The 24,164-nt window shown below is 64.0% G+C and carries 22 protein-coding genes, 1 tRNA gene and 1 pseudogene; 10 read left to right on the top strand and 14 right to left on the bottom strand.

The annotated features are described in order from the left end of the window. Positions 1 to 62 precede the first annotated feature (62 nt). Positions 63 to 446, top strand: a complete 384-nt coding sequence (locus SB772_RS08790) for a hypothetical protein (protein WP_410832868.1) — start codon at positions 63 to 65, stop codon at positions 444 to 446. A gap of 33 nt (positions 447 to 479) precedes the next feature. Here SB772_RS08790 and SB772_RS08795 read toward each other — a convergent pair whose 3' ends face one another. Further along, the gene (locus SB772_RS08795; RefSeq protein WP_410832869.1) at positions 480 to 812 is read right to left on the bottom strand and encodes a DMT family transporter; all 333 of its coding nucleotides are present in this window, start codon (positions 810 to 812) and stop codon (positions 480 to 482) included. 10 nt (positions 813 to 822) lie between these two features. Further along, on the bottom strand, positions 823 to 1,320 hold the full coding sequence (locus SB772_RS08800) for a heme-degrading domain-containing protein (protein ID WP_410832870.1): 498 nt from the start codon (positions 1,318 to 1,320) through the stop codon (positions 823 to 825). 249 nt (positions 1,321 to 1,569) lie between these two features. Between SB772_RS08800 and SB772_RS08805 the strand changes: the two genes are divergently transcribed. The 7 genes from SB772_RS08805 (at position 1,570) to SB772_RS08835 (ending at position 7,200) form a co-directional block, all read left to right on the top strand. Continuing rightward, positions 1,570 to 1,646, top strand: a tRNA-Met gene (locus SB772_RS08805). A 425-nt stretch (positions 1,647 to 2,071) separates the two neighbouring features. Then, positions 2,072 to 2,617: an NUDIX hydrolase gene (locus tag SB772_RS08810; RefSeq protein WP_410832871.1), complete on the top strand. Its 546-nt coding sequence runs from the start codon at positions 2,072 to 2,074 to the stop codon at positions 2,615 to 2,617. Positions 2,618 to 2,626: 9 nt separating this feature from the next. Beyond that, complete coding sequence (aat, locus tag SB772_RS08815) at positions 2,627 to 3,364, top strand: leucyl/phenylalanyl-tRNA--protein transferase (RefSeq protein ID WP_410832872.1); 738 nt, start codon at positions 2,627 to 2,629, stop codon at positions 3,362 to 3,364. A 126-nt stretch (positions 3,365 to 3,490) separates the two neighbouring features. Then, on the top strand, positions 3,491 to 4,312 hold the full coding sequence (locus tag SB772_RS08820) for an arginyltransferase (RefSeq protein ID WP_410832873.1): 822 nt from the start codon (positions 3,491 to 3,493) through the stop codon (positions 4,310 to 4,312). 111 nt (positions 4,313 to 4,423) lie between these two features. Further along, complete coding sequence (locus SB772_RS08825) at positions 4,424 to 5,446, top strand: quinone-dependent dihydroorotate dehydrogenase (protein ID WP_410832874.1); 1,023 nt, start codon at positions 4,424 to 4,426, stop codon at positions 5,444 to 5,446. Between the two features lie 116 nt (positions 5,447 to 5,562). Then, positions 5,563 to 6,357: a cystine ABC transporter substrate-binding protein gene (locus SB772_RS08830; RefSeq protein WP_410832875.1), complete on the top strand. Its 795-nt coding sequence runs from the start codon at positions 5,563 to 5,565 to the stop codon at positions 6,355 to 6,357. 183 nt (positions 6,358 to 6,540) lie between these two features. Continuing rightward, entirely contained in the window at positions 6,541 to 7,200 is a 660-nt protein-coding gene (locus SB772_RS08835; RefSeq protein WP_410832876.1) for an amino acid ABC transporter permease, read from the top strand. Here SB772_RS08835 and SB772_RS08840 read toward each other — a convergent pair. The 6 genes and pseudogenes from SB772_RS08840 to SB772_RS08865 all read right to left on the bottom strand — a co-directional run. Continuing rightward, positions 7,199 to 7,462: pseudogene (locus SB772_RS08840) on the bottom strand (S26 family signal peptidase); the annotation flags it as partial. The gene SB772_RS08835 and the pseudogene SB772_RS08840 overlap by 2 nt on opposite strands. Beyond that, positions 7,453 to 8,451, bottom strand: a complete 999-nt coding sequence (locus SB772_RS08845; protein WP_410832877.1) for a Gfo/Idh/MocA family protein — start codon at positions 8,449 to 8,451, stop codon at positions 7,453 to 7,455. The pseudogene SB772_RS08840 and the gene SB772_RS08845, both read right to left, overlap by 10 nt. A 177-nt stretch (positions 8,452 to 8,628) precedes the next feature. Continuing rightward, complete coding sequence (locus SB772_RS08850) at positions 8,629 to 9,348, bottom strand: FadR/GntR family transcriptional regulator (RefSeq protein ID WP_410832878.1); 720 nt, start codon at positions 9,346 to 9,348, stop codon at positions 8,629 to 8,631. A 361-nt stretch (positions 9,349 to 9,709) separates the two neighbouring features. Further along, the gene (locus SB772_RS08855; protein ID WP_410832879.1) at positions 9,710 to 10,279 is read right to left on the bottom strand and encodes a flavin reductase family protein; all 570 of its coding nucleotides are present in this window, start codon (positions 10,277 to 10,279) and stop codon (positions 9,710 to 9,712) included. Positions 10,280 to 10,339: 60 nt separating this feature from the next. Further along, positions 10,340 to 11,179, bottom strand: a complete 840-nt coding sequence (locus SB772_RS08860) for a class I SAM-dependent methyltransferase (protein WP_410832880.1) — start codon at positions 11,177 to 11,179, stop codon at positions 10,340 to 10,342. After that, a complete protein-coding gene (locus tag SB772_RS08865) occupies positions 11,176 to 13,062 on the bottom strand; it encodes a serine aminopeptidase domain-containing protein (protein ID WP_410832881.1) in 1,887 nt (628 codons plus the stop codon). The genes SB772_RS08860 and SB772_RS08865 overlap by 4 nt, the downstream gene beginning before the upstream one ends. Positions 13,063 to 13,431: 369 nt before the next feature. On the opposite strand from SB772_RS08865, the gene SB772_RS08870 reads away from it, so the two are divergent. Both SB772_RS08870 and SB772_RS08875 read left to right on the top strand, forming a co-directional pair. Continuing rightward, on the top strand, positions 13,432 to 14,904 hold the full coding sequence (locus tag SB772_RS08870) for a flippase (protein ID WP_410832882.1): 1,473 nt from the start codon (positions 13,432 to 13,434) through the stop codon (positions 14,902 to 14,904). Positions 14,905 to 14,969: 65 nt separating this feature from the next. Further along, positions 14,970 to 16,004: a glycosyltransferase gene (locus SB772_RS08875; RefSeq protein WP_410832883.1), complete on the top strand. Its 1,035-nt coding sequence runs from the start codon at positions 14,970 to 14,972 to the stop codon at positions 16,002 to 16,004. Positions 16,005 to 16,118: 114 nt separating this feature from the next. On the opposite strand, the gene SB772_RS08880 is transcribed toward SB772_RS08875, so the two are convergent. Genes SB772_RS08880 through SB772_RS08905 form a run of 6 tightly spaced genes read right to left on the bottom strand, consistent with a single transcriptional unit; the run spans position 16,119 to position 24,158 of the window. Continuing rightward, complete coding sequence (locus tag SB772_RS08880) at positions 16,119 to 17,273, bottom strand: glycosyltransferase family 4 protein (RefSeq protein ID WP_410832884.1); 1,155 nt, start codon at positions 17,271 to 17,273, stop codon at positions 16,119 to 16,121. Positions 17,274 to 17,299: 26 nt separating this feature from the next. Continuing rightward, complete coding sequence (locus SB772_RS08885; RefSeq protein ID WP_410832885.1) at positions 17,300 to 18,262, bottom strand: glycosyltransferase family 2 protein; 963 nt, start codon at positions 18,260 to 18,262, stop codon at positions 17,300 to 17,302. Beyond that, a complete protein-coding gene (locus SB772_RS08890; protein ID WP_410832886.1) occupies positions 18,259 to 19,389 on the bottom strand; it encodes a glycosyltransferase family 4 protein in 1,131 nt (376 codons plus the stop codon). The genes SB772_RS08885 and SB772_RS08890 overlap by 4 nt, the downstream gene beginning before the upstream one ends. Positions 19,390 to 19,401: 12 nt before the next feature. Beyond that, positions 19,402 to 21,780, bottom strand: coding sequence for a hypothetical protein (locus SB772_RS08895; RefSeq protein ID WP_410832887.1), 2,379 nt, complete (start codon positions 21,778 to 21,780; stop codon positions 19,402 to 19,404). Between the two features lie 15 nt (positions 21,781 to 21,795). Beyond that, entirely contained in the window at positions 21,796 to 22,950 is a 1,155-nt protein-coding gene (locus SB772_RS08900) for a glycosyltransferase family 4 protein (RefSeq protein ID WP_410832888.1), read from the bottom strand. Continuing rightward, on the bottom strand, positions 22,947 to 24,158 hold the full coding sequence (locus SB772_RS08905) for a glycosyltransferase family 4 protein (protein WP_410833001.1): 1,212 nt from the start codon (positions 24,156 to 24,158) through the stop codon (positions 22,947 to 22,949). Before SB772_RS08905 ends, SB772_RS08900 begins: the two co-directional genes overlap by 4 nt. Positions 24,159 to 24,164: the final 6 nt, after the last annotated feature.

Here is a 24,164-nt window from a genome sequence, read left to right on the forward strand (position 1 = left end):
CCTCGCCGTGCGCGGCGAACCATCACAGACTCTCGACACCCATTAGAAAGGGAACCATCACGATGCATTTCATGACGTACCTGCGCCGCTCCGGCCGCTTCCGACCCAGCCGCGCGGCCCTTGTTCTGGCCCGCCTGCGATCCCTTTCAGCCGCCCTACCCGCCGCGGTACTGCTCAGCGCAGGACTTGGCGCCTGCGCGTCATCGAACACCACTTCGCTGATCAACCTGCCGAATGGCCAAACCGGCTTTGCGGTGAATTGCAGCGGCGCGGACGCCGCCTCCAGTTGGGCCTCGTGCTACGTGCAGGCCGGCAAAGCATGCGGCGCGACCGGCTACGACATCATTTCGAAAGACAACGAGGAAGGCGGCGCGGCAGGCGGCAGCGTCACGAACGTCGTGTCGGCCAACGTGAAAAACCGTTCGATGATCGTGCGCTGCAAATAATGAACAACATGTGGCCGTTCGTTTGCGCGGGGTTCAGTGCGCCTGCATCTTCGAGAACATATTCAACACGGCGACACCGGCAACGATCAGCCCGAGCCCGATGACGGCCGGTACGTCAGGCACCTGGCGGTACATGACGACCGCGACCAGCGTAATCAGCACGATGCCGGCGCCGGACCACACTGCGTAGACGATGCCGACGGGAATGCTCCTGAGCGTGAGCGACAGGCAATAGAACGCAATGCCATAGCCGAGCACGACCACCGCCGCGGGCAGCAGCCGTGAGAATCCTTCCGACGCCCGCATCGCGGAGGTCGCAATCACTTCGGCAACAATGGCAATGGCGAGCAATGCATAAGGAGGCATCCGCATCGCCTCAGGCCTTTGCAAGCGCGAGCTTGCCGTAGTCGTGGCCAAGCTGCGCGCACAGTGCTTCCACCACCAGTTCATGATCGGCGCGCTGCGGCAAGCCCGAAACGGTCACCGAGCCGATCACGCCGGCACCCGCTACCGTCAGCGGAAACGCGCCGCCGTGCGATGCGTATTCCGTGACCGGCAAGCCGTGCTTCTCAGCGAGCGTGCTGCCCGCCAGCTGCATCTTCAAGCCGATCGCGTACGAGCTGCGGCGAAAGCGCGCGACGGTGTTGTTCTTGCGCCTAACCCAATCGACGTTGTCGGGCGTCGCGCCCTCGAGGGCGCTGAAGAAGAGCGGTTGGCCGAAGGTGCGCACGTCGATAGCCACCGCGAAACCACGGGCCTTGGCGACCTCATGCAGATACGCACCGACTTGCCACGCGCGGTCGGCATCGAATTGGGGGAACACCAGCGCTTTTTCCTGCGCGGCAATCGACTGCAGATCGTGAGCGATATCCATGAGGTGGGAGCAAGGTAAGAGGTGAAGCGCACGCCGCATTGCATAATGAACGTCATAACGAAGGGCGCCGCGAGAAGAACCTGAATTCTAGCGCAGCGCCTCATGATGGCCTTCCGGCATGCGACGCCGGCCATGCGCGCCGCGACCTCGGGTCCCGCACGAACCTCGTATATGTGTCGATTTGAAGTCCGTTCTTAAATAGCTATTGCGTCGGCATACGCTTTGTCCTATAATCTTTTCTTCGACGGACGCGGGGTGGAGCAGTCTGGCAGCTCGTCGGGCTCATAACCCGAAGGTCGTAGGTTCAAATCCTACCCCCGCAACCAAGTATCTCAGCGGTTCGAAACGTCGAAAACAACATCAAAGGCTTGCCCAACCGGCAGGCCTTTTTTGTTTTTCGTCGCGCATTTGTTCTGCCCTTCTTTCCCGTAGTCAGCCCAACACCAAACGCTCCGATTCGCCATGTCGCACGAAGCGACGCTGTGCTTGCACGTCGACGGCTAATCGCATCTACTCACCCTCCTCTTTTTTATCTGCAGTCCAAACAGATACGCACTCCCTTCGCTCGCTGCAATCGGCGCCCGCACCGTGCCAGCCGAACACGACAACGATCAACGCCTCGCGCAGAAGCATCGCGACCGCCCGAGGCGCGCTGGTCGCTTCGTGCCACCACCGCACACCGCCATTTCCGGCCCGCAGAAAACCCCCGCCCCAGTGATAAACTCCTATCACCCTTTCTCGTCCCCTTCCTATGAAATTCTGTTCTGTCTGCGGCCACGGCGTCAGCCTGAGCATTCCGCCGGGCGACAACCGCGAGCGTTTCGTATGCGGCAGTTGCGGCACGGTGCACTATCAGAATCCGCGCAACGTAGTCGGCACCGTCCCGGTCTGGGACGACAAAGTGCTGCTGTGCCGTCGCGCGATCGAACCGCGATACGGCTACTGGACGCTGCCCGCGGGCTTCATGGAAATGGGTGAAACGACGGCTGAAGCGGCCTCGCGCGAGACGCTGGAAGAAGCCGGCGCCCGCGTCGAAGTGCAGAACCTGTTCTCGCTGCTGAACGTGCCGCACGTGCACCAGGTGCATCTGTTCTACATGGCGCGCCTGCTCGATCTCGACATCGCCGCCGGCGAGGAAAGCCTCGAGGTCAAGCTCTTCGAGGAAGACGAGATTCCGTGGGACGAGATCGCCTTCCCGACGGTCGGCCAGACCCTGCGCTTTTTCTTCGCTGACCGCGCCGCCGGCAGCTTCGGCCTGCACACGGGCGATATCTTCCGCTCGCTGCGCGAAGGTTGAGCGGCGCGCATGGTTCCCTGGCTCGGACCCGACGATCCGTTTCCGTCCGTCGAGCGCGCGCTCGGCGCGACAAGCGGCGCACCCGGCCTGCTCGCCGCGAGCGGCGATCTGCTGCCGTCGCGGCTGATCGACGCCTATCGGCGCGGCATCTTCCCCTGGTATTCAGACGGCCAGCCAGTGCTGTGGTGGAGCCCCGACCCACGCATGATCCTGCGCCCTGCCGAGTTCAAAGTGTCGCCGTCGTTGCGTAAAACGCTGAAGCGCGTCCTGCGTGACGACGCATGGGAAATCCGCGTCGACCACGATTTCGCCGCCGTGATGCGCGCCTGCGCGCAGGCGCCGCGGCGCGGCCAGCGCGGCACGTGGATTACGGCCGACGTGGTCGAAGCGTATTCGTCGCTGCATCGGGTGGGTGACGCGCACAGTATCGAAACCTGGTTTGAAGGCAAGCGCGTAGGCGGCTTGTATGGGGTGTCGTTCGGCCGCATGTTCTTCGGCGAATCGATGTTCGCGGACGTCACCGATGCCTCGAAAATGGCGCTGGCCGCGCTGGTCGGACACTTGCGCCGTCACAAAATAGAAATGATAGACTGCCAGCAGAACACGTCGCATCTGGCGTCGCTGGGCGGTCGCGAGATAGCGCGCAAAGCGTTCATCGCGCATGTTCGCGCGTCTGTCGACGCGGAGCCGATTCCCTGGCGCTTCGACAAGACCGTGTTGCTCGATGTGGTCGCGCCGGCGGCGTAACTGACGAACCAGGACGCATCAGGAAAAATCAGGCCGAATCCGGATCCGTTGCCTACCGGGCCGCGGGTCACGAGCCGCAAGGCCCGCCGGGTTTGCATTACCAGAGACGCATCGAGAGCTGCCAACGTGACTCATCCCAACGAGCTGCCTCTTTCTCCGCTTTCCGCGCTGCAATTTTATGCAACGGCGCCCTATCCCTGCAGCTATCTGGATGGACGCATCGCGCGCTCGCAGGTCGCCACCCCCAGCCATCTGATCAACTCCGACGTCTATACCGAGCTCGTCAAGGCGGGCTTCCGGCGCTCGGGCGTGTTCACCTATCGTCCGTATTGCGATGGTTGCCGCGCATGCGTGCCGGTACGCGTGCCGGTCGACCAGTTCGAGCCGAACCGCACACAGCGGCGCGTCTGGAAAAAGCACGGCGAGCTGATCGCCACCGTCGCGCCGCTTCATTACGACGAAGAGCACTACGCGCTTTACATGCGCTACCAGTCGGCACGGCATGCGGGCGGCGGCATGGATCGCGACAGCCGCGACCAATACGAACAGTTCCTGCTGCAAAGCCGGATCAACTCGCGGCTGGTCGAGTTTCGCGAGCCGCAGCCGGATCATCCCGAAGCGCCGGGCATCCTGCGCATGATCAGCATGATCGACATCCTCGGCGACGGGCTCTCGTCGGTGTACACGTTCTTCGAGCCGGATCTGCCGCACAGCAGCTTCGGCACCTACAACATCTACTGGCAGATCGAACAGGCGCGCAGTCTCAAGCTGCCCTACGTGTACCTCGGCTACTGGATTCGCGAGAGTCCGAAGATGGCGTACAAGGCGAATTTCCGGCCGCTCGAAGGCCTGATCGACGGTGCCTGGAAGGTGCTCGATCCGGCGAGCGTCGAACTGCCGCCGGTGGACCTGGCGATCCACGGCAAACGCGGGCCGCTTCGGCCGTAACGGCAGCGGGTGCCGGAGATAGGCCCCCACCCGCCTTCCAGTTGGTCTCATTCATGCCCCAAAGCCGGTAAAATAGCGGGTTCCCATTTTCCGGCCGTCCGGCTTCGTCCCGTGTTCAGTTCCCTCTACCCGCTCGTACGCGCCCAACTCTTTCGCATGGACGCGGAAGACGCTCACCACCTGACCTTGCGCATTCTCGGCGCCGCCGGCCGCGCCGGCCTCGCGGGCACGCTCGCGCCGCGCGTGCCGGATGCGCCGCGCACCGTGATGGGCCTGACATTTCGTAATCCGGTCGGCCTCGCCGCCGGCCTCGACAAGGACGGCGCCTGCATCGACGGTCTCGCCGCGCTGGGCTTCGGCTTCATCGAGGTGGGCACGGTCACGCCGCGCGCGCAGCCGGGCAATCCACGCCCACGCATGTTCCGCCTGCCGCAAGCGAACGCCGTGATCAACCGGATGGGTTTTAACAACGCGGGCGTCGACCAGTTCGTCAAGAACGTGCAGGCCGCGCGCTATCGCGGCGTGCTCGGGCTGAATATCGGCAAGAACGCCGACACGCCGATCGAACGCGCCGCCGAAGACTATGTGTACTGCCTCGAGCGCGTGTACCCGTTCGCGAGCTATGTGACGGTCAACATCTCGTCGCCGAATACGAAGAATCTGCGCCAGTTGCAAGGCGCGGGCGAACTCGACGCGTTGCTCGCCGCGCTGAAAGACAAACAGCGGCGTCTGGCCGACATGCACGGCAAGCTGGTGCCGCTCGCGCTGAAAATCGCACCCGACCTCGATGACGAACAGATCAAGTCGATCGCCGATACGCTTTTGCGCCACCAGTTCGAAGGCGTGATCGCCACCAATACCACGCTGTCGCGCACCGCCGTCGCCGGCATGCAATACGGCGACGAAGCCGGCGGCCTGTCGGGCAAGCCGGTGTTCGACGCGTCGAACGAAGTGATCCGCAAGCTGCGCGCCGAAGTCGGCGAGGCGGTGCCGATCATCGGCGTGGGCGGGATTTTCTCGGGCGACGATGCACGCGCGAAGCTGGCCGCCGGCGCGTCGCTGGTGCAGCTCTATACCGGCTTCATCTACCGCGGCCCGGCGCTGGTGGCCGAATGCGTGCAAGCGCTGCGCTGACACCGGGCGATGCGAGTCGCATCGGAATATAGACATAAACAAACAGTATTTAAGCTTCGATAGTCTACTTTGTTATGCTTTCGTCTGTTAAAACGCCTTCGAATAAAAGGAACACGATGAAATCTGGCTTGCTGAAAAAGATCGTAGTAGCCGGCCTGATCGGCGCGTCGTTCACGGCCGTGACGGCCCACGCGGACGACCTGCTCGACCAGGTCAAGCAACGCGGCACGCTGCGCGTCGGTCTCGAAGGCACCTTCCCACCGTTCAACTCGAAAGCGCCGTCGGGCGAACTGGTCGGCTATGATGTCGACGTCGCCAGGGCCGTTGCCGGCAAGCTCGGCGTGAAGCCGGAATTCGTCACGACCGAATGGAGCGGCATCATCGCCGGTCTGCAGGCGGGCAAGTTCGACGTGATCGTCAACCAGGTCGGCATCACGGACGCACGCAAACAGGCGCTCGACTTCTCGCCGGCCTACACGTACTCGGCCGCGCAACTGATCCAGCGTAAGGACGACACGCGCCAGTTCAAGTCGCTCGACGATCTGAAGGGCAAGAAGCTCGGCGTCGGTCTCGGCACCAACTACATGGACATGGCGAAGTCGGTGCCGGGCATCGACGTGAAAACGTATCCGGGCGCGCCGGAGTATCTGCGCGATCTGGCCGCCGGACGGCTGGATGCGGCGCTCAACGACCGCCTGATGCTCGCGTATCTGATGAAGAACTCGCAGTTGCCGCTGCGCACCGGCGCCACGGTCGGCGCGGGCAACCCGTCGGGCATTCCGTTCAGGAAGGGCAATCCGAAGTTCGCCAAGGCGATCGACGACGCGATGACCCAGCTCGAAGCGGACGGCACGTTCACGAAGATCTCGGACAAGTGGTTCGGTATCGACGTCAGCAAGCCGCTCAAGTAAAGCGCGCTTGACGAAACGAAGGGCGGCATCGTCGACGATGCCGCCCTTCGTTTTTGCACCACCGCTTTCCGTAGCGCTTCAAGTTGCGCGCCGAGTCTCGCTTCGGCCTCCGCCTCAATGGCTGCCAAAGGGCCGCCAAAGTTTATGATGTGCGCTTTGCCGCGCCAACCATACCAACCGCTCATGTCCACCACTTCCCTGCTCGTCCAATCGCTTCCTGTGCTCGCACAGGGCGCCGTCCTGACGGTCAAGTTCGCGGTTCTGTCGATGATCTTCGGCCTGATTGCCGGCGCCGTGCTCGCGGTGATGGGGATCAGCCACAACCGCGTGCTGAACTGGATCGCGCGCATCTACGTGAGCCTGCTGCGCGGCACGCCGCTGCTGGTGCAGATCTTCGTGATCTATTACGGTTTGCCGAGCCTCGGCATCTCGCTCGACCCGACGCCTGCCGGCGTGATCGCGTTGTCGGCGAACGTGGCGGCGTATCTGTCGGAAAGCATGCGCGGCGCGATTCTCGGCATTCACAAGGGCCAGTGGCTAGCCGCTTATAGCCTCGGCCTGTCGCGGCGCCAGACGCTGCGCTACGTGATCGCGCCGCAGGCCTTGCGCATTGCCGTGCCGAGTCTGTCGAACAGCCTGATCAGCCTGATCAAGGATACCTCGCTGGTGTCGGTGATCACCGTGACTGAGCTGCTGCGCAGCGCACAGGAGGTCATCGCGTCGACCTATCAGCCGCTGCCGCTGTATCTCGCGGCAGCCGCGGTCTACTGGGTGCTGTGTCAGGTGCTGGAATGGGTGCAGCGCTGGTACGAACGGCGCCTTGCGCTGCCGTCGCGGCACTGAGCACCAGATACTCGCCTTGCGGCACGACCACCGGCCCGAACGAGTTGCGCGGACTCGGCGCTTCAGGCGAAAGCCGCACCGTATGTGCGACGCCGTCGAAGCGTTCGGTCAGATAGTCGCCGGGGGACGCGGCGTCGCCTGGCAATGGCGCGAGTTTCAGCAGTTGATAATCGGCCTGCACGCCGTTCACGTACAGCACGTTGTCGCGCATCACGACGCGGTCGCCCGGCAAACCGATCAGGCGCTTGACGATCAGCTCATGCATTCGCCCGCGAATTTGAGCCCCAGCGCGGCGCGCGCGGCATCGGCCATCGCGATCATCTGCAACGAAGTGGCGTGCGGCATCAGCGGGCTTTCCAGCTGGCCGGCGCGAATCAGCTCGCAGAAATGCGCGGTCTCGTAGTTCAGACCGCCGCCTTCGAATGGCTCGTCGAGTTCGACCACGCGACCGTCGGCGTAGCGGATCGTCGCGCGCGACGGGTTCCACCACGGCTCGTGGATCGTCACGTGGCCGCCTCTGGCCATCAGCAGCGCATCGCCCTTGCCGTGCAGATCGAGCCCGCAAAATAGCTGCGCGATACCGCGCTCGTGCCGGCTATTGAGGCTCGCAAAGGTATCGACGCCGGTGGACCCGAGCCGCCCGAGCGTCTGCACCTCGCGCGGTGCGCCGAGCCAGTCGATCGCCAGAAATATCTCGTAGATGCCGATGTCGAGCAATGCGCCGCCCGCATGCTCGAACGACAGCGACGGGTGATCGTCCGGCACGCCCGGCACCGAACAGCCGGCACGCACCAGACCCACCGCGCCGATCGGCTCGGCATCCAGATGCGCGCGCAACTTTCTGTAGAGCGGATAAAACGGCGGCTTCATCGCTTCCATGAAGAGCCGTTGCGCGGCCCGCGCGACGCTCAGCACGCGTTCGAGCTGCGGCGCGTTGATGGTGGCGGGTTTTTCGCACAGCACATGCAGACCGGCTTGCAGCGCGGCGATCGCGTAGTCGGCGTGGCTGTCCTGGATGGTGGCGATATAGAGCGCGTCGATGCCGCTTGCGAGCAGCGCGTCGAAACTCGCGCAGACCTCGCCGCCGAATTCAGCGGCAAAGGCGGCGGCCGGTTCGGCGCGACGCGACCACAGCGCGCTCAGTTGCGCGTGCGGTACATGGGCGAGACCTTGAGCAAAACGACGGGCGATGCGACCCGTCCCGACGATACCCCAGCGAATGACGGTGTCCCCAGAAGGGGCTTGTTCCATGGCAATTGTCATCGTTCCTTCGAGTCCGTGCAGTTCAGAACAGGCGCTATTGTCGCGCATGCCGCACGCCAGTGCGTGGACATCCAGCCACGCTGCGCCGCGCCGTTCGTTACTGACACAGGATCTCGCAGGCCATTGAACCAGACCGCTGCCGATGTGCCGCCGCAGCGGCCACGCTCAGCCGCGTACCGGTGGTTCCGTCGAAAAGGTCGTACCGAGCTCTTGCGTGGAGTAGTCGATCATCGCCAGCGACGCGAGTTCCGCGTCCTTCGGATCGCGCCGTTCGATCGCTTCGACCACGCGCTGATGCATGCTGACGGCCTTCTCCCAGAGACCTTCCTTCTGGCTGACGATGGGGTTGACGGTCGACAGCGCGCCGCGAATGATCGCCGCCATCTGCCTGAAGAACTGGTTGCCGCTGGCGACGACGATGCGCGTGTGAAACAGCTCGTCGGCGGCCTGATAGCCGGCCTCGCCCGGCCGGATCATACGGAACGCGTCGAACGCCTCGCGAATCGCAGCGATGTCGGCCGCGCTGCCGCGCGCGGCCGCCTGCGCCGACGCGCGCGGTTCGATCAGGATGCGAAACTCGATCACGTCACGCAGAAACAGCGGATCGGGCTTCGCGCGAAAGCGCCAGTTCACGACGTCCTCGTCGATCATGCGCCAATCGCTCATCGGCCGGATGCGCGTGCCGATCTTCGGCCGCACGTCCAGCATGTCGCGCGCGAGCAGCATCGAGAGCGCCTCTCGCATCACGGTCCGGCTGACGTCGAACTCCTTCGACAGCACATCCTGTGGAGGCAGGATCGCGCCGTACTTTTCTTCGACGATGCCCGTAACGAGGCCGTCCATGACTTTGCTCACCAGCGATCGATCCTTGTTTGCCTGTTCCATGAACACTCTCCCCGAAGCGGTGTTTGCCCCCGCGTAGCCTGTTAATCAAGCGGCCCTCGTGTGTCGTTTTTATGCGTTTTGGTGTTGTTTTACGATACGTTGCTAGCTTCAAACCAGTTGCGCCAGTTGGGACACTTCCTGACAGGGTTATCCCTCTTAGGAATTGTTTCTTCTCTGTAACGCGGCGTGGTTTGACGGGCCACAAGCTTGCGTCACAAGCGTGCCTGCGTTGCGAAATTTGCATCGTGCGAAGACGCACGTAGTGAGACGAATAGGCGAATCCGCAACACCCGGCGGGTGCGGACAAGGCAGGCGCGAAGCACGAGCCGATTCAAGCCGATCCGCAATGACGATCCGCTCATCAGCAGGCGCCCGTCGCGACCGATGCGTAACGCCCGCCAAAAAAGATCAGCGGCGCGTGTTCATCGAGCGAAAACATCAGCACTTCGCCGACGAACAGCGTGTGATCGCCGCACGGATGGCGGTCCACCATCCGCGCCGCGAAGCGGGCCGCCGCGTGTTCGAGCAGTACCACGTCCGGCAAGCCGTCGACCGCCGCGAAACGCGGCGCGACCCGGCTCTGCGGCTCGCCGGCGAAGTGACGGCTGTGCGGCTCCTGCGCGTCGGACAGCACGCTGACGCCGAACAGCGTGTTCGCCATCAGCCGCTCGTGCATGCGCGCGCGATGCCCAACCGACACCACGATCAGCGGCGGCTTGAGCGAACCCGACATGAAGGCGTTGGCGGTCATCGCGTGCAAGCGGTCGCCACTGCCGGTCGAAATCACTACTACGCCGGTTGCGAAGCGCCCCAGTGCGTGACGAAAGCGGCGCTCGTCGAAGCCGGCTGCGTCCGGGCCGGCCGGCTCGCCAGCCGCCGGGCCGCCGGCGGGCCCGTGCTCACTATCAGTTTGAAGTGCCCGGGCCTCCATTGCCGCCCTCCTTCGCTGGTCAATCTGTCGGATGTGGTCTGCTCAGCATCGGCCCGGCGATCAGTCGAAGCGGCATGCGGCGACCGGTTTGTGCGCGATGAAGTGAAACCACCACGCGCGGCTGGTTTCCCCGTCGTCGGGAATGCGCTCGCCCTCGCAGCTGCCGAACACCGCATCGCGCTGAAAGCCGACTTCGGCGAGCTGCCGGCGCTGTTCGGCGAGCGTCGTATAGACGATCACAATGCCGAAGTTATGCGCCGCCGCCGTCTTCAGCGCGTAGCTGCCGTAGTCGTGATTCAGCCGCGCGTTGCGCAGATAGTTCAACGTGCCGAGCTGGAAGCGCCGCAGCGAGCGCAACGTGCGCCAGCCCAGCTTGAGGGGATTGAACGTGAATTCCGGCAGCAGTTGCCGGAGGTTCTCGCCATAGCCCGGTCCGCCGCGGTTGTGCGTCGAGAACAGCAGGTAGCCGCCTGGCCGCAACACGCGGTACATCTCTTTGAGAATCTTCACGCGGTCGTCGTAATCGACGCAGTCGATGCCGTTCCAGCTGAACTCGACCAGGCCGTAATGCGCGGACGGAAGCGCCGACATGTCGCGCGCATCCATGTGCCGCAAATCCAGTTCGGGATAGCGCGCCTTCGCCATTTCCAGCAGTTTCAGCGTGTAGTCGACGCCGGTGTAGTCGCTCGAGATCGCGGTCATCAACGGAATCGTGCGGCCCGCGCCGATGCCGATATCGAGCAACGGCTGGCCCGCGCAACGCGGCCCGAGCCAATCGAAGGCCGCTTGCTCGCCCGGGTCGGAGAACGTCTTTTCGGTTGTGAATTCGCGCGTCGCATCCGGCGAATTCCACGCGATGCGATTGACGCGGTCCAACTCGGACTGCAATTGTGTATTCACGGGCGTACTCCGTCGAGGTAGGGGGGCGCCGTGGCTCGGGAACCTGTTGCTCCGTCAGTCGGCGCACTGACGAGCTGATGCTGGGAAAGCGCCGGCGTCATTGCGCCGGTGGTATCGGTTGAAACCATTGCAGCGGCGACGGCAGGAACGGCCGCGCGGATCACGTCGGCGAATAGCCACTTTTCGGCGTCGGCCATGACCGCATCGCGCGCGGGGCGCGTGAACAGCGCGTGATCGAGTTTGGGCAGCGTCACGGCGCGCACGCCCGGATAGTGCTGCAACGCGCCCAGCCGCGCGCCGAATTGCACGCGCGCTTCATCGAGGCCGACGTCGAACTCGCCGTACGCGAGCCGCATCTGCACACCCTTCGTGTGCAACGTGCGGACGATGTCGCGCACTTCGTTGCGAGTCAGCGGCCAACCGGTGCGATGTTCGAGCCAGCCGATCGTGGCGAGCCAGCAGCGCCGCGCGAGGCGCCAGCCGAGCACGCTCGCGATCCGCAGCGGATGACTCTGCCCCTGCAGCGCGCGCGACCATTTCGCGCCGGTGAGCGCCGAGCGCCAATAGACCTTCGACGAAGCGAATTGCTGCGCACCCGGCTCGCGGGCCGCGCCGTCCCAGATGAACTTCTGCAGGTTCACGCCGAAGCCGCCGACGATGTTCGGATGGCGCGCGCACGCATGCAGCCCGACGAACGCGCCGCCGCACACGCCGAATGTGACGACCCGCGCATGGCCTTGCGCGACCAGCCAGTCGGCGCCCGCGGCCGCATCGTTGCACGAGGTATCGGAATAGATCGTGTCGAGCGTGATAGTTTCGGCGGCCGGCGCGGCGTCGCCGAGTCCGCTCAGGTCCATGCGCAGTGACGCGATGCCGAGCGCCGCCAGACGCCGCGCAAACAGCACGAAGATGCGTCCATCGCCGATGTGGTGGCTCGCGCCGGTGTTGACGAACAGCATGGCAGGCGCGCCGCTCCGTGGCGCAGCCGGTTCGCAGTAGATGCCGAAGTACGAACCGAACACCACCGGGCGCTCAATCGCGTGAGGCAGCGCAAGCGCCAAGGCAGAGACGTCGGTCTGAGGTAGATCCGCTGCTGCAGGACCCGCCGGCGCATCGGGCGAATCCAGCGCCAGCCACGCGCTCACGCGCGAAAACGCCTCCACCGGCTCTTCGCTATATAACGCTTCGATCATGAACCGGTCGCATTCGTCGAAGGCTTGCCGCTCGACTGCCACGCCGTTTGACCGATAGTGATCGGCGAGCTCCATGGCACCTTTACGATCGCTGGAGTCGAGCAGTAACACGCGTCGCGCGGGCGCATGGCTGTCGCATCGCAGATCGATCGCCGCCAGTTGCACAATATCCGATCCGTATAAGCCGAAACCAAATGCCTCGACATAGGCATCAGGGTCGGCAATCGGATCTGCATTCATGCCGGCGGTCGTGCTCAGCCAGCGCTGCCGATGCGCGCGCAACTCACGCAGGTAGTTACGCCCTGAGACCGCGGGCGCCAACAAAACGAGGCCGTCGATATCACCCATCCGCTGGGCGGCAAGCGCCGCAAGCGATGCGCCGAGGCGCAATCCGACCAGCGAGACGCTCTGCACGCCCGTCCACTCGCGTAGCCGCAGGGTCGCCTCAACAATGGCATCGAGCCATGCATTGAGCCGCTGTGGATCGTCTTCCAGGCCAGCCGAATCCCCCGCACCGGGGTAATCGAAACGCAAGACGGGCATGCCTGCCGCAGCGATGCGCTCGGCCAGTTTGCGCCAGCCGCGATGAGTGCACAGTGCGTCGTATCCAAACGGGTTGCACAGAACCACCCCTGCGCTGCCCTGAGCTGGATACAGCCACCCAAAGCACTCGCCGAATACGACTGGCATCGAAAGTCTCCGTACAAGAAGCCGTGGGCGGACTTGTGTCGTCCAATTCCAATACTTGACCAGCTCGTTGCCACGCAGATACGCGGTTGCCCGCATCCGCCTGGATAACCGTACGTGGGTCGAACAAGTCGGGCTATTTAAACAATTCCGCTCCGAAGCAACTGTACGGCCTCCCACACTCTCGGCAAGCCGCGCTAGTGACCTGCCATGTAGCCAGCGGCACCTACGACCATCCGGGCAGGCCATCGCCCCGCATACGGCCGTGGGTGCGGCCGCGCACAAACGCCGCGACTGGCGGCGAGCACAATGGTGGCAGCCTACAGTCGAGCCCGACACGCCTTTCTCCCATCCGTCCAAGCGCAGCGATCCATGAACCCGAAGCCCAGTCTGAAACGAAGCACGTTCTTCAACTTCATGGGAAGCGCATTGCCGATGATCGTCTCGCTGGTGACGGTGCCGCTCTATCTCCACCATGTCGGCGCTGCGCGCTATGGCGTACTCGCAATCGTCTGGATGCTGCAGGGATATTTTGGCTACTTCGATCTTGGCCTCTCCGCAGCTACGTCGAACCGCATTGCGCAATTATCGGAAGCCTCGGCCCTCGAACGTGAATCGGTGCTCTGGACCGCGCTCGCGATGAACGCCGTATTCGGCATGATCGGCGGCCTCGTGTTCTTTGCGGCCGGCCGCCTGCTACTCGCCCAGTTTCATATCGACCCGTCAATGTACGCAGAAGCGCTCGCGGCACTGCCGTGGGTTGCATGTTCAATTCCGCTTGCGACACTCAGCGGCGTGTTTGCCGGCGCGCTAACCGGGCGCGAGCAATTCGCCGCACTCAACGCCGTGCAGTTGTTTGGCATTGTGATGTTTCAGGTCGTGCCGCTCGTCACCGCGATCGTGCTGGGGCCGACCCTGCAAAATCTGATCGCTGCTGCGATTCTGGGCAGCACCGCCACGCTGATACTGATGGCCGAGGTAGTGCGCCGGTGGTTCCCGCTGAAGTTCGCCGCCGGTCCGCTCAAGCACCATATCAAACCGCTCTTCTCGTACGGCGCATGGGTTTCGGTGACCAGCCTCGCGAGTCCGCTGCTCGAAACCGCCGACCGTCTGCTGATTGGAAGTGCCCTCGGACCGCATGCCGTCGCCTACTACCAGGTACCGTACAACCTCGCGAGCCGGGTTCGGATCCTGCCCGGCGCGCTCGCACGCAGCCTCTTCCCGCGCCTGTCAGCCCTTGAAAAGACGTCCGCCAGCGAACTGGCCGACAGCGCGGTGCGGGGATTGGCCGTCGCGCTGACGCCGCTGATCGTCTTCGGCATATTTCTGATGCAACCTTTCCTGATCCTGTGGACCGGTCACGATTTCGCGTCGAAGTCCGTTTCCGTGGGCGAGACCATTCTGGTCGGCGTATGGATCAATTCGCTCGCATTCATCCCTTTTAGTCACCTGCAAGCCACCGGTCGTCCCGATATCGTTGCGCGCTTTCATCTGGTTGAATTGGTGCCGTTCATCGCCTTCCTCTGGTGGGCGTTGCACGCTTTCGGCCTGACAGGCGGCGCACTCGCATGGAGCGCACGCTGCGCCGTCGATAGCTTGCTGCTGTTTATCGCCGCGCGCTTCGGCCTTCGACTCGTGGGCTTTCTATTCGTCCCAGCGCTGCTGGTAATCGCAGCCTACGTGACGACGCTGCTCCTGCCCTGGCCATCCTGGCCCCGTGTTGCAACATGGGCGCTGCTCACCGTTGCGGCGCTCGTCTGGTCGACCGTCGCAGAGCCGCAGCTACGTGCGCGCGTGCTGCAGGTAGTCGCCCACCGACTGCCAACCGCGTTCAGGCGGGCATGAACGCCGCAGCGCGCTCGCCAAACCCCTTCCTCATGGGTCAAATTGTCATGCGTATTTCGATTGCAATGGCTACCTACAACGGCTCCCGCTTCCTCCCGGAACAACTCATGAGTCTCGCTGCCCAGTCAGTATTGCCCGCCGAGCTTGTCGTCACCGACGACGGTTCCACCGACGGCACGGTCGATCTGATCGAACGTTTTGCCGAACATGCGCCGTTCCCGGTGCGGGTCTATCGCAACCCGCAACGTCTGTGCTATGCGGACAATTTTCTGCGCGCGACATCGTTGTGCCAAGGCGAATGGATCGCTTTCTGCGACCAGGACGACGTCTGGCTCAACAACAAGCTTGAACTCGTTCGTCACGCAGCATCGCGCCGCGGGGTCTCGATGGTCGTGCATCCGGTCCGCACAGTGGACGCCGCCCTGCAAAAGACGCCCGGCGAGGCCTCCTGCTGCCGCGTGCGGCACGGACGCGGGCCGCATCGCCTGCCGCCATTCGGCTTTTTTGCCGGACTGTGCGTGACGTTCGACGCCGCACTCGTGCCGTTGCTGTTGCAACCGCCGCGCGGGCCGGGATCCGGTCACGGTACCCGCGAGCCAGCACATGACCAGTGGGCGTGCGCGCTTGCCGACGCGGCGGGCACGGTTAGATATATTCCTCAACCGCTCGTGCTGTACCGCCAGCATGGCGAGAACACGTGTGGCGCCGACGCGCGTGAGCGAACGAGCCCCTTGAATCAGGCGAGTTGGGCAGGCGCTTCCTCGTACCAGTACTATGCCGAGCAGGCCCGGCGGTACCAGGAAGCGTTCAGGACGCTGGCCGACTCACCAGAAGGCAGGCCCTGGCGTGAACAACTCGAGCGCGCCGCGCTGCGCTATGGACGCACGCATGACTATCTGATAAGCCGCGCCTCGCTGCACCTGGGTGCCGGCCGGCTGGCGAGAATCCAAACGGTCGCCGCACTCGGCGCCCGCTGGTCATACCGCTTCAACCCCGTCCGTTCACCGCTTCAGGCGTTCATTAAGGATCTCTACGTGTCGATTCTGCGCCCGCCTCGAGCCCGTGGTGACGTGAAGAGCGCAACGGCTGTGAAACGCTAGTCCCGTCTGCCGAGCGTCTATCGGGTGGCGCTCGCCGTCCGCCCGCGCTGTGCGCCGCATCCGCTAAGCCACCCCGCCGAGGCCGCGTTGTCGCGTGGCCGGATTGGCCTGGCGTCACGCGACAACGCGCGTAGCCCGCCGCAGATGTGATTTGTAGAGCAGCTCGAAGCGATCCGCGACTCTCGCCCACCCATACTCGAGCGCCGTTTCCCTCGCGCGCCGCTGCAACACCGCCCAGCGCGCAGGGTCGTCCAGCAGAGCCTGCACAGCGTCGCTGAGCGCCGCCGGGTCGCCGGGCGGCACGATCACGCCGTTATCTCCATTGCGCACGTAAGCACGCAAACCACCAATGTCCGACACCACAGGCACCAGGCCGCACGCCATCGCTTCGAGCGGCGATAACGGGAATCCCTCATAGATAGACGGGAACGTGAGTACGTGACACCGCGCAAGCAATTCGGGTAGCGCGGCATTGTCGAAGGCCGGAACTGCGGTGATCCGCTCGCGCGTGCTTTCCGGAAAGCGCGCGAGTGTCTGCTCAACGGGTTCGCCGGTGCCGAACAACGTCAGCGTAATGTCGTGGTTGCGTTCGAACAGCACCGTCGCGGCCGTCACCAGCGTAGAAATGCCTTTCCAGTAGTTGGCGCGACCGATAAACGCAAGATTGAGCGGAACCGCTGTCTGCCTGCCCGCGTCACTGAGCGCCTTGCGCGCGATCGACGTAAACGTCTCGTCAATGCCGTTGTCGATCTGTACGACGCGCCCTTCGCCAAGGTTCAGCTTCGATACAGCGAACGCGCACTCGGTGTCGTTGAGCAGCATCGCGACATCGGCCCACTGGAACGATTTCGTACATTCCCACAGCCGAAGTCCACCGTGGTAGAGACTGTACTTCCACGATTTCGCCATGTTGCCGGACCGGCAGGCTTCAAGAAACATCTCATGCACGACAGGTTCCATGCCGTGACTGCGCGTCACCGACAACTGCCGGCGCCGCCAGCCGAGCACGCGCCGCGCGAGGTTGATTACCCAGCCGTCTCCGGCGGACATGTCGAGCACGTCGTACTCGGGATGCGCGATCACGTGCGCTAACACGAACCATGGAAACAGGATCGAACACGCTATATCGCCGACGCCCCTCACATCGTCGTGTGACAGCACCTGCACCGTATGGCCGCGCGCGCGCAACGCCTCGGCGATTTTGACGGTCACACCGGGAGCGCCCGCGTTGCGGCTCAGATTGTGGTGAATCGTGAGCAGGATATTCATAGCGTAGGGGAATAAGAAGGTTAGTTTTATTGACCGGTGGTCGCGCGCCATACGTTCGACAGCCTGATGATCGGCAGCAGCGACGAAAGTGCGCGGCGCTTCGCGAGATAAGCCGTCAGATGGACGAAATACAGCGTAACGAACGCGAGATACTTCGGCAGACTCGGATCGATCACGCGGTAGCGCTTCACTCCCACGTAGAGCCGTGCGGCTTCGCAATGCAGCTGATAACGCGACATGCCATACCGGCCGGAGGTGCACTCGATCACGCCGCCGCCAGGCAGCGTGTCGCGAGCGTGCAGCGCGGGCAGCAGATCTATCGAGTAGCCGTGCTTGAGCGCGCGCAGCGACAACTCGGCATCTTCGACGCCGAAGAAAATGTTCTCGTCCCAGCCATTTCGCTTGAAGAGCACTACCGGGAACACGGCCGCATGAATGTTCACACACTGCGGCTCGTCGGCTGCGGTGAAATAGCCCGCAAACGACAGTTTCACCGGATGGCATTCAGGATGTTCCGCGCCGCTCGACGAACCGCCCGTCAACATCACCCTGTGACGGCGTTCAGGCGGCAACGCGGCGAGATGGGTGTGCGCGACGGCAAAGAAATCGGCGGCGATCTGCACGTCGTCGTCGACGAACGATACGTAGTCACATTCCGGCGCATGGGCGAGGCAATGGCGCACCGCGTTGTTGCGGTTCGCGCACACGCCGTGCCGTGGACCTTCCAGCCAGACGACACCCGGATGCCGCGCGACGACGGCCGCATTGGCAGCGCGCATCGCAGGCTCCGGCGAGTCGTCGCTGACAACAATACGCGCGGCGGCCGGCACGCAACGCGCAAGGTTGTCAAGACAGGCAGCGAGCGTTTCGGTGCGATTCATCGTCGTCACGCAGACGGCGAAGGCTGGTTCGGCGCTTCGCGTGCCTGCTTGCGCGCTATCGACATCGGCATCGGCAGCGAACGCCGCGGATTGCACAATCGTGTTCATCGTACGACTCCGTCAGGCGACACGCCGCGCCGCGTTTCCCGCACCACCACGTGTCGATCTGGTCGGCATGCGTCGAGCGTCTGTTCGTAGATCGACAGATACGCATCGCAAACGTGTTGCACGTGGAAGGTTTCAAGGTTGCGTCGCGCACGCGCGACCAGCGTGGCGTGGGCAACCTTGTCTGTCAGTAGCAGTTCGATCGCGTCGGCCAGCGCGTGTGGGGCTGACGGCGGAACAAGCAGACCGGCCTCGCCGTCGTCGAGCATTTCCGGATTGCCATCGACTCGGGTCGCCACGATCGCGCAGCCCGCCTCGCGTGCTTCGCACAGCACGAGACCGCCAGGCTCCTTATGCGACGCCAGCACGAACACATCCGCCTCGGCCAGATGCGCGTGCGGATTCGCGACGAAGCCCGTGAAGTGCGCGCGATGTGCAATACCCAGTTCCTGCGCCAAGGTTTCCATGTCTGCGCGGTCGGGACCTTCGCCGACGAGATACAACGCCGCCAACGGAATCCGTTCGCACAACCGCGCGAACGCGCGCAGCAAATCCTGAATCCCCTTGCGCTCGTACATGCCGGCCACGGTGACGATGCTCGGGCGTGCCAGTTGCGGGGAGGCGGGCAGTGGCACGCCGGCAAAGCGCGGCGTGCCAATCGTGCCGTTGCGCACCACCGACATACGCTCATCCGGCACCCCGCGCAACACCATCGACACCGCCACCGACTTGCTGACCGCCACCACGCGATCGCCGAAGCGCATCAGCGAGGCGCTCTTCTGGAATTCGTTATGCACGGTCGTGACGAGAACGTAGCGCCGCCGCGCGGCGCCGAAGCGCGCGAGCAACGCACCGGTCATCATGTGCGCGTGCACAACATCCGGATCGCACCGCGCGAGCAACCGGTTGAAGCCCGCCAGCATCGCCGGCACCCGCCACGGCTGGCGCGATTGCGGCAGCAACAGATGACGCACGCCGTGCTGTTCGAGCAGTGCCTCAAAACCGCCACCCGACGAGCCGACCGTCACCTCATGACCGGCCTTCGCCTGCATGCAGGCGAGGTCGACCATCATGTTGACGATGCCGTTGCCGACGTTCTGCGCGTGATTGGAAAGGTGAACAATTTTCATATCGGCGCGAGTTCAGTTGTGATCGATCGAGGCGCTCGCCAGCCCGCGGGCGGCCGGCGTAAAGCGGTACATCAGCGCCTTGCCATGCGCGTCTTCTTCGACGAACACGAGGTATTCGCCGCTCGCGAGCCGCTGCGCGGTGATCGGCATCGACGCATCGATCAGACCGCTGGCCGCACCGACCTCGGGACCGGGCTTCAGACGCCCTGCGTCGCGTCCCGTGTCCCGCTCGTAGACGCGCACAATACCGGTCGGAGTTTCGACACCGAAGATATAGTCTCCAGCGACGGCAAACCCGCTTAACGCCATGGCCACGGGCGGCCCTTCGTCGGGCAGCTCGATCGCGTAACGCAACACCGGCTTGCCGCTCATCCAGCGGTCGTAGCGTGCTAGCAGCGAGCCAGCGCCATTCCAGTTGTATTCGACGAACGGACGCTTGCGGGTCGAACCGGAGATGAGCATCGTGTCGCCGTCGGGAAAGTAATTCAGGCGTGCGATCCGGTTAAAAGGCGCGGGCATCGGGTAGCGTTGCATCGCCGCGTATCGGTAGATCGGATTGCCGCTGCGGTCGAATCCCTGCAGCGGAAAGCGGCGAATGCCTTGCGATTGGGTGCCCTGCCAGATCGCACCCGCGCTGTCGACCCACCAGCCGGACATCGGCGGCCCATCCTCTTGCGTCACATCCTGATCGAAGTCGCCCGCGGCGAAACGCCCCTGGCCCGCCGTATCGCGCCAGATCCATCCACCATGAGGCGGCTGGTTCGGCGGCCATGCGCCGTCGATGTGCGATTGCGTGACAAAACCCGACGGAATTGCCGTCTCCCGGTCAGCTGCAAAACGATAAATGCGCAGCCAGGTGCCGTTCATGTCGATCGTGTAGAGCAGGCGCCGTCCGTCGACATCGCGCACGAGCGGCATGCCGCGCTGTCCCTGCCGCAAATTGAGGTACGGGTCATACGGATAGCGGAAACGGTCGACGGTGTAACCGGCATACGACCACTCCTGCCCGGACGGACGAGACAGGTCGAGTGTGAAGCGTTTGGTGCCGCTATACACCGAAGGCGGATTGCCATCGACGAATTGCGCGCCATCGACGAACAACAGCCCTTGCAGGCTGAAACGCCGCTTGCCGCCGGGCGTATAGCTCTCGATCAGCGCGCCATCGTTGTTGCCGGGGCCGGGCACGAAGCCGCGCGGTCCCGCGCCGTTCATCGACACGTACACGTTGCCCGCCCGATCGACACCCACCCCCGTCAGCCCATTGAAACGCAACGGTCCCGGCGCACCGGCACGGCCCGCATAGATACCGCCTGCTTCGCCCAAGGTGGATGACAACTGCATGGAAACTTCCTCGCGAGGAGCGTTGGCGGAGTTCGCCGCAACGCCTGTCGATGCAAGCGGCACGGCGCTGAAGATCAGGATCTGCTGACGCTGACCGTTGTCGGCGATCAGCAGCCGGCCGTGCGAATCCAGCGTCAAGTCGGCCGGCACTGCGCCGGGCGGCAATGTCAGCACGCCTAGCAGCGCACCATCGCGTGCATGGTGAGCGACGCGTCGAGCGCAGTCTGTGCGGCTGCACTCAATGATCCACAGCGTGCCGTCGGGTGCGACGGCGATCCGCCCCGGCTCGCGCACCGGAAAATTGCCGGCGGGCTGCATCGAGCGCACATCGAAGATCTCGACGCGGTTCTCGTGCTGGTTCGACACGAAGAGCCTGGTCGAGTCCGCTGCGAGGCCGCGTATTGCATAGTCCTCGGCACTCGACGAGTGGGTGATCACACGGAACGCGAGCGGACTGCCGGGCCAGTCCACTTCGCCTTCGAACGGCGCGCTCTTGCGAAAGTCGGCACGGCGGCGACGTGACACGCCATACCACACGACCCCTTCGGGTGGCAGATGCTTTTTCGCCGCCATCTCATTGCCGAGACTCACGACCAGTTGCGCGGCGAACACGTAGTCGTCGTTGACGGCGATCGCGTCGCCGCCCAGCATTCCCCAGCCGTGCGATTGCCCACCGTAACCGATCAATTGGCCGTCGCGGTAGTGGCCGATCTCACCGCCGCCTTCATCCCACGGCGCATTCGTGTACACGTCGCCTTCCGGCGTGACGGCGAGCGCCTGCACGTCGATCTGCACCCAGCGTTGATCGGCGTAGCCCCACGTGTTGCCGATCCACGAAGTGCGATAGGACAGTGACGGGTGGGCGGCTACCGAAGCAGGCGCGGGGTTCGTGCTGGCGACGGTGGCGCTCCCCGCCGCCGCTCCCGCAAATACGGACAAACCGGACGTCGCCCCAACCGACCCCAGCGCGACATATAACGCAAGCACCGGCAACAACGCCGCACCCACGCAAACGATTCGCTCGAACATTCGTCGTGCAATGCGCCGCATGATCGCCTCGCGCCGTCAGAACGCGTCTATCGCTTCGCGATAGATCCGCGCAACCTGCGCCGCCACCACAGGATGATCGAAGTGCGCCCGCGCGTAATCCCGGCAAGCTTGTGCATCAGGCAATGCGAGCGTCCCCAGCAGGGCATCGGCTATGCCGCTGCCAAGCGCCTGAAATCCGCCCGATGAAAGCACCAGATCGGGCGACAGCGGAGCAACCGCTTCCGGCAAGCCACCCACTGGGGTAACGAGCACTGGCGTGCCGGAAGCGAGCGATTCGATCGTCGTGAGGCCGAAACCCTCGAACGCCACGGTTGGCACCACCGTCACGTCCGACGCGCAGTACCAGAGCGGCAACACGGCGTCGTCTACAAAACCGGCAAGCTGCACATGCCGCTCCAGCCCCCGTGCGACGATGCGGGCATGCAATTGCGGCTCAAGCGGCCCTCGTCCGGCAATCGTGAGCAGTACGTCAGGCACTGCCTGCCTGACCACGAACATCGCATCAATCAGGTCTTCGAGCCCCATGCGCGACACAAGCCGCCGGACGCAGAACAACAAGATCCGGTCTTGCGGCAAGCCAAGGCGCATGCGCGCATGATGTTTGGCAAGTCCTGTATTGAAGCGGTCAACGTCAACGCAGCCAGGCACCACGCGGATGGCGTCCTCGCGCACGCCGTACCGGTTCCGCAGAATGTGAGCGAACGCATGCGACAGCACGATATGACGCGTTCCGCCGCGATACACGATGCGTTCGAGCGCGTGACGTGCCAAGCGTGACAGCCGCCCGCGTCCTTCCACTCCCGACTCCGAGTCCCATGGCCCATGAAAATGCACGACTCGTGGCACACCGCTGAACACGCCCGCGGTCGGTGCCGCATAGAGCGCGAAATGCGTAGCGACAACATCGGGCATGCGCGCGTTCCTGAGCTTGCGCGACAGCGCGCGCGCGTGCCAAAGACGCCTGCCGAGCTGCGCGTGTGCCTGTGCGAAAGGGTGCACGCGGCCGCTCGACGCCTCGAACACGCCGGGTGTGCCGGCAACCATCCCGCGCACACTGACACCTTGTGCCGGCAGCGATTCGATTAAGGCCAGGAACATGCGGTCGAGTCCACCTGGCCGCTCGTCGAACCAGTGCATGCCGATTTGCAGCGAATCGATCGGCGCGCTCATGATTTCGCCGCCGTGACGGCCGCAGTGGCTGTTTTGACGTTCGGCGAAGCGTCCGCCAACCCCGTTACGCCCGACACAGCGGCATGCTCGACGGCAATCCGTTCATAAAGCGCCAGATAGCGATTCGCCATGTTCTGCCATGTCAGTGTTTGGGCAAGGATGCGCGCCGCTGTCCGCATCCGTTTGGCGTACTCACGGTCCTGCGCGAGCCGCGCAATCGCCGCGGCCAGTCCCGCTTCGTCTTCCGGGTTGTCGAGCACGATGCCGCAGCCCGCGCCGATCACTTCCGCGCCGCCGGCCGTGCGCACCGTGACAACCGGCAACCCCGACGCCAGCGCTTCGAGCAACACCAGACTCATCGCCTCGTAACGCGACGGAAACACGAACGCATCGACCGAGCGCATCAGGTCCGGCATCTCCTTGATGAAGCCGATGAAATGCACCCGCTCGTTCACGCCGAGCGACTCGGCCAAGGCCGGATACGGACTGTCGCGCAAGCCTCCGGCAACCGCGAGATGCACATCGGGAGTCGCCGCCAACGCGCGCAGCACGGTATCGAGATTCTTGCGCGGCACCCGCAGGTCGCCGGCGAACAGCAGCATGAACGGCCCTTCGGGCAAGCCGAAGCGCGCGCGCGGCACCTCGCCCGGCGCGAACTCTTCGATATCGATGCCGTTGTGGATCACGCAGAGGCGCGCAGCATCGATGCCGAGCGCGCACACTTCCGTGCCCACTTTCGCCGACACCGGCACCACTACCCGCGCACGCCGGAACGCGAGGCGTTCGCACCACGCATTCACGCGCGTGAAGATCACCTGATAGGCGGCATAGGCGCCATCTTTCCAATGAAACGGATAGAAGCCACACCGATACCAGCCGTCGTGAACGAAATGCACGGCATTGACATCGGCGCGCGCCCACGTAATGAATCCGTTCACGTGAATCACGTCGAAGTCCTGACGATGCGCGCGAATCCACTGCGCGGTGCGCCACGCAAACATCTGGTATTTCAGGAGCCGCGACGGCAACCGGCTTTCGGCGATCTTCACGAAGCGCGCTCGCGCATGTCCGCTGATTTCCGGTGCAGCCTTCGAACCCAGCAGCGTGACTTCATGACCCGCTTCGAGCGCGGCGAGCGCGATCTCGTAGTTCACGCGCCCTTGCCCGTCGCCTTTGGCGATCACATGTGTCACGATCAAAATCCGCATTGCCTT

The sequence above is a fragment of the Paraburkholderia sp. SIMBA_030 genome (assembly GCF_046535245.1).
GTDB lineage: Bacteria > Pseudomonadota > Gammaproteobacteria > Burkholderiales > Burkholderiaceae > Paraburkholderia.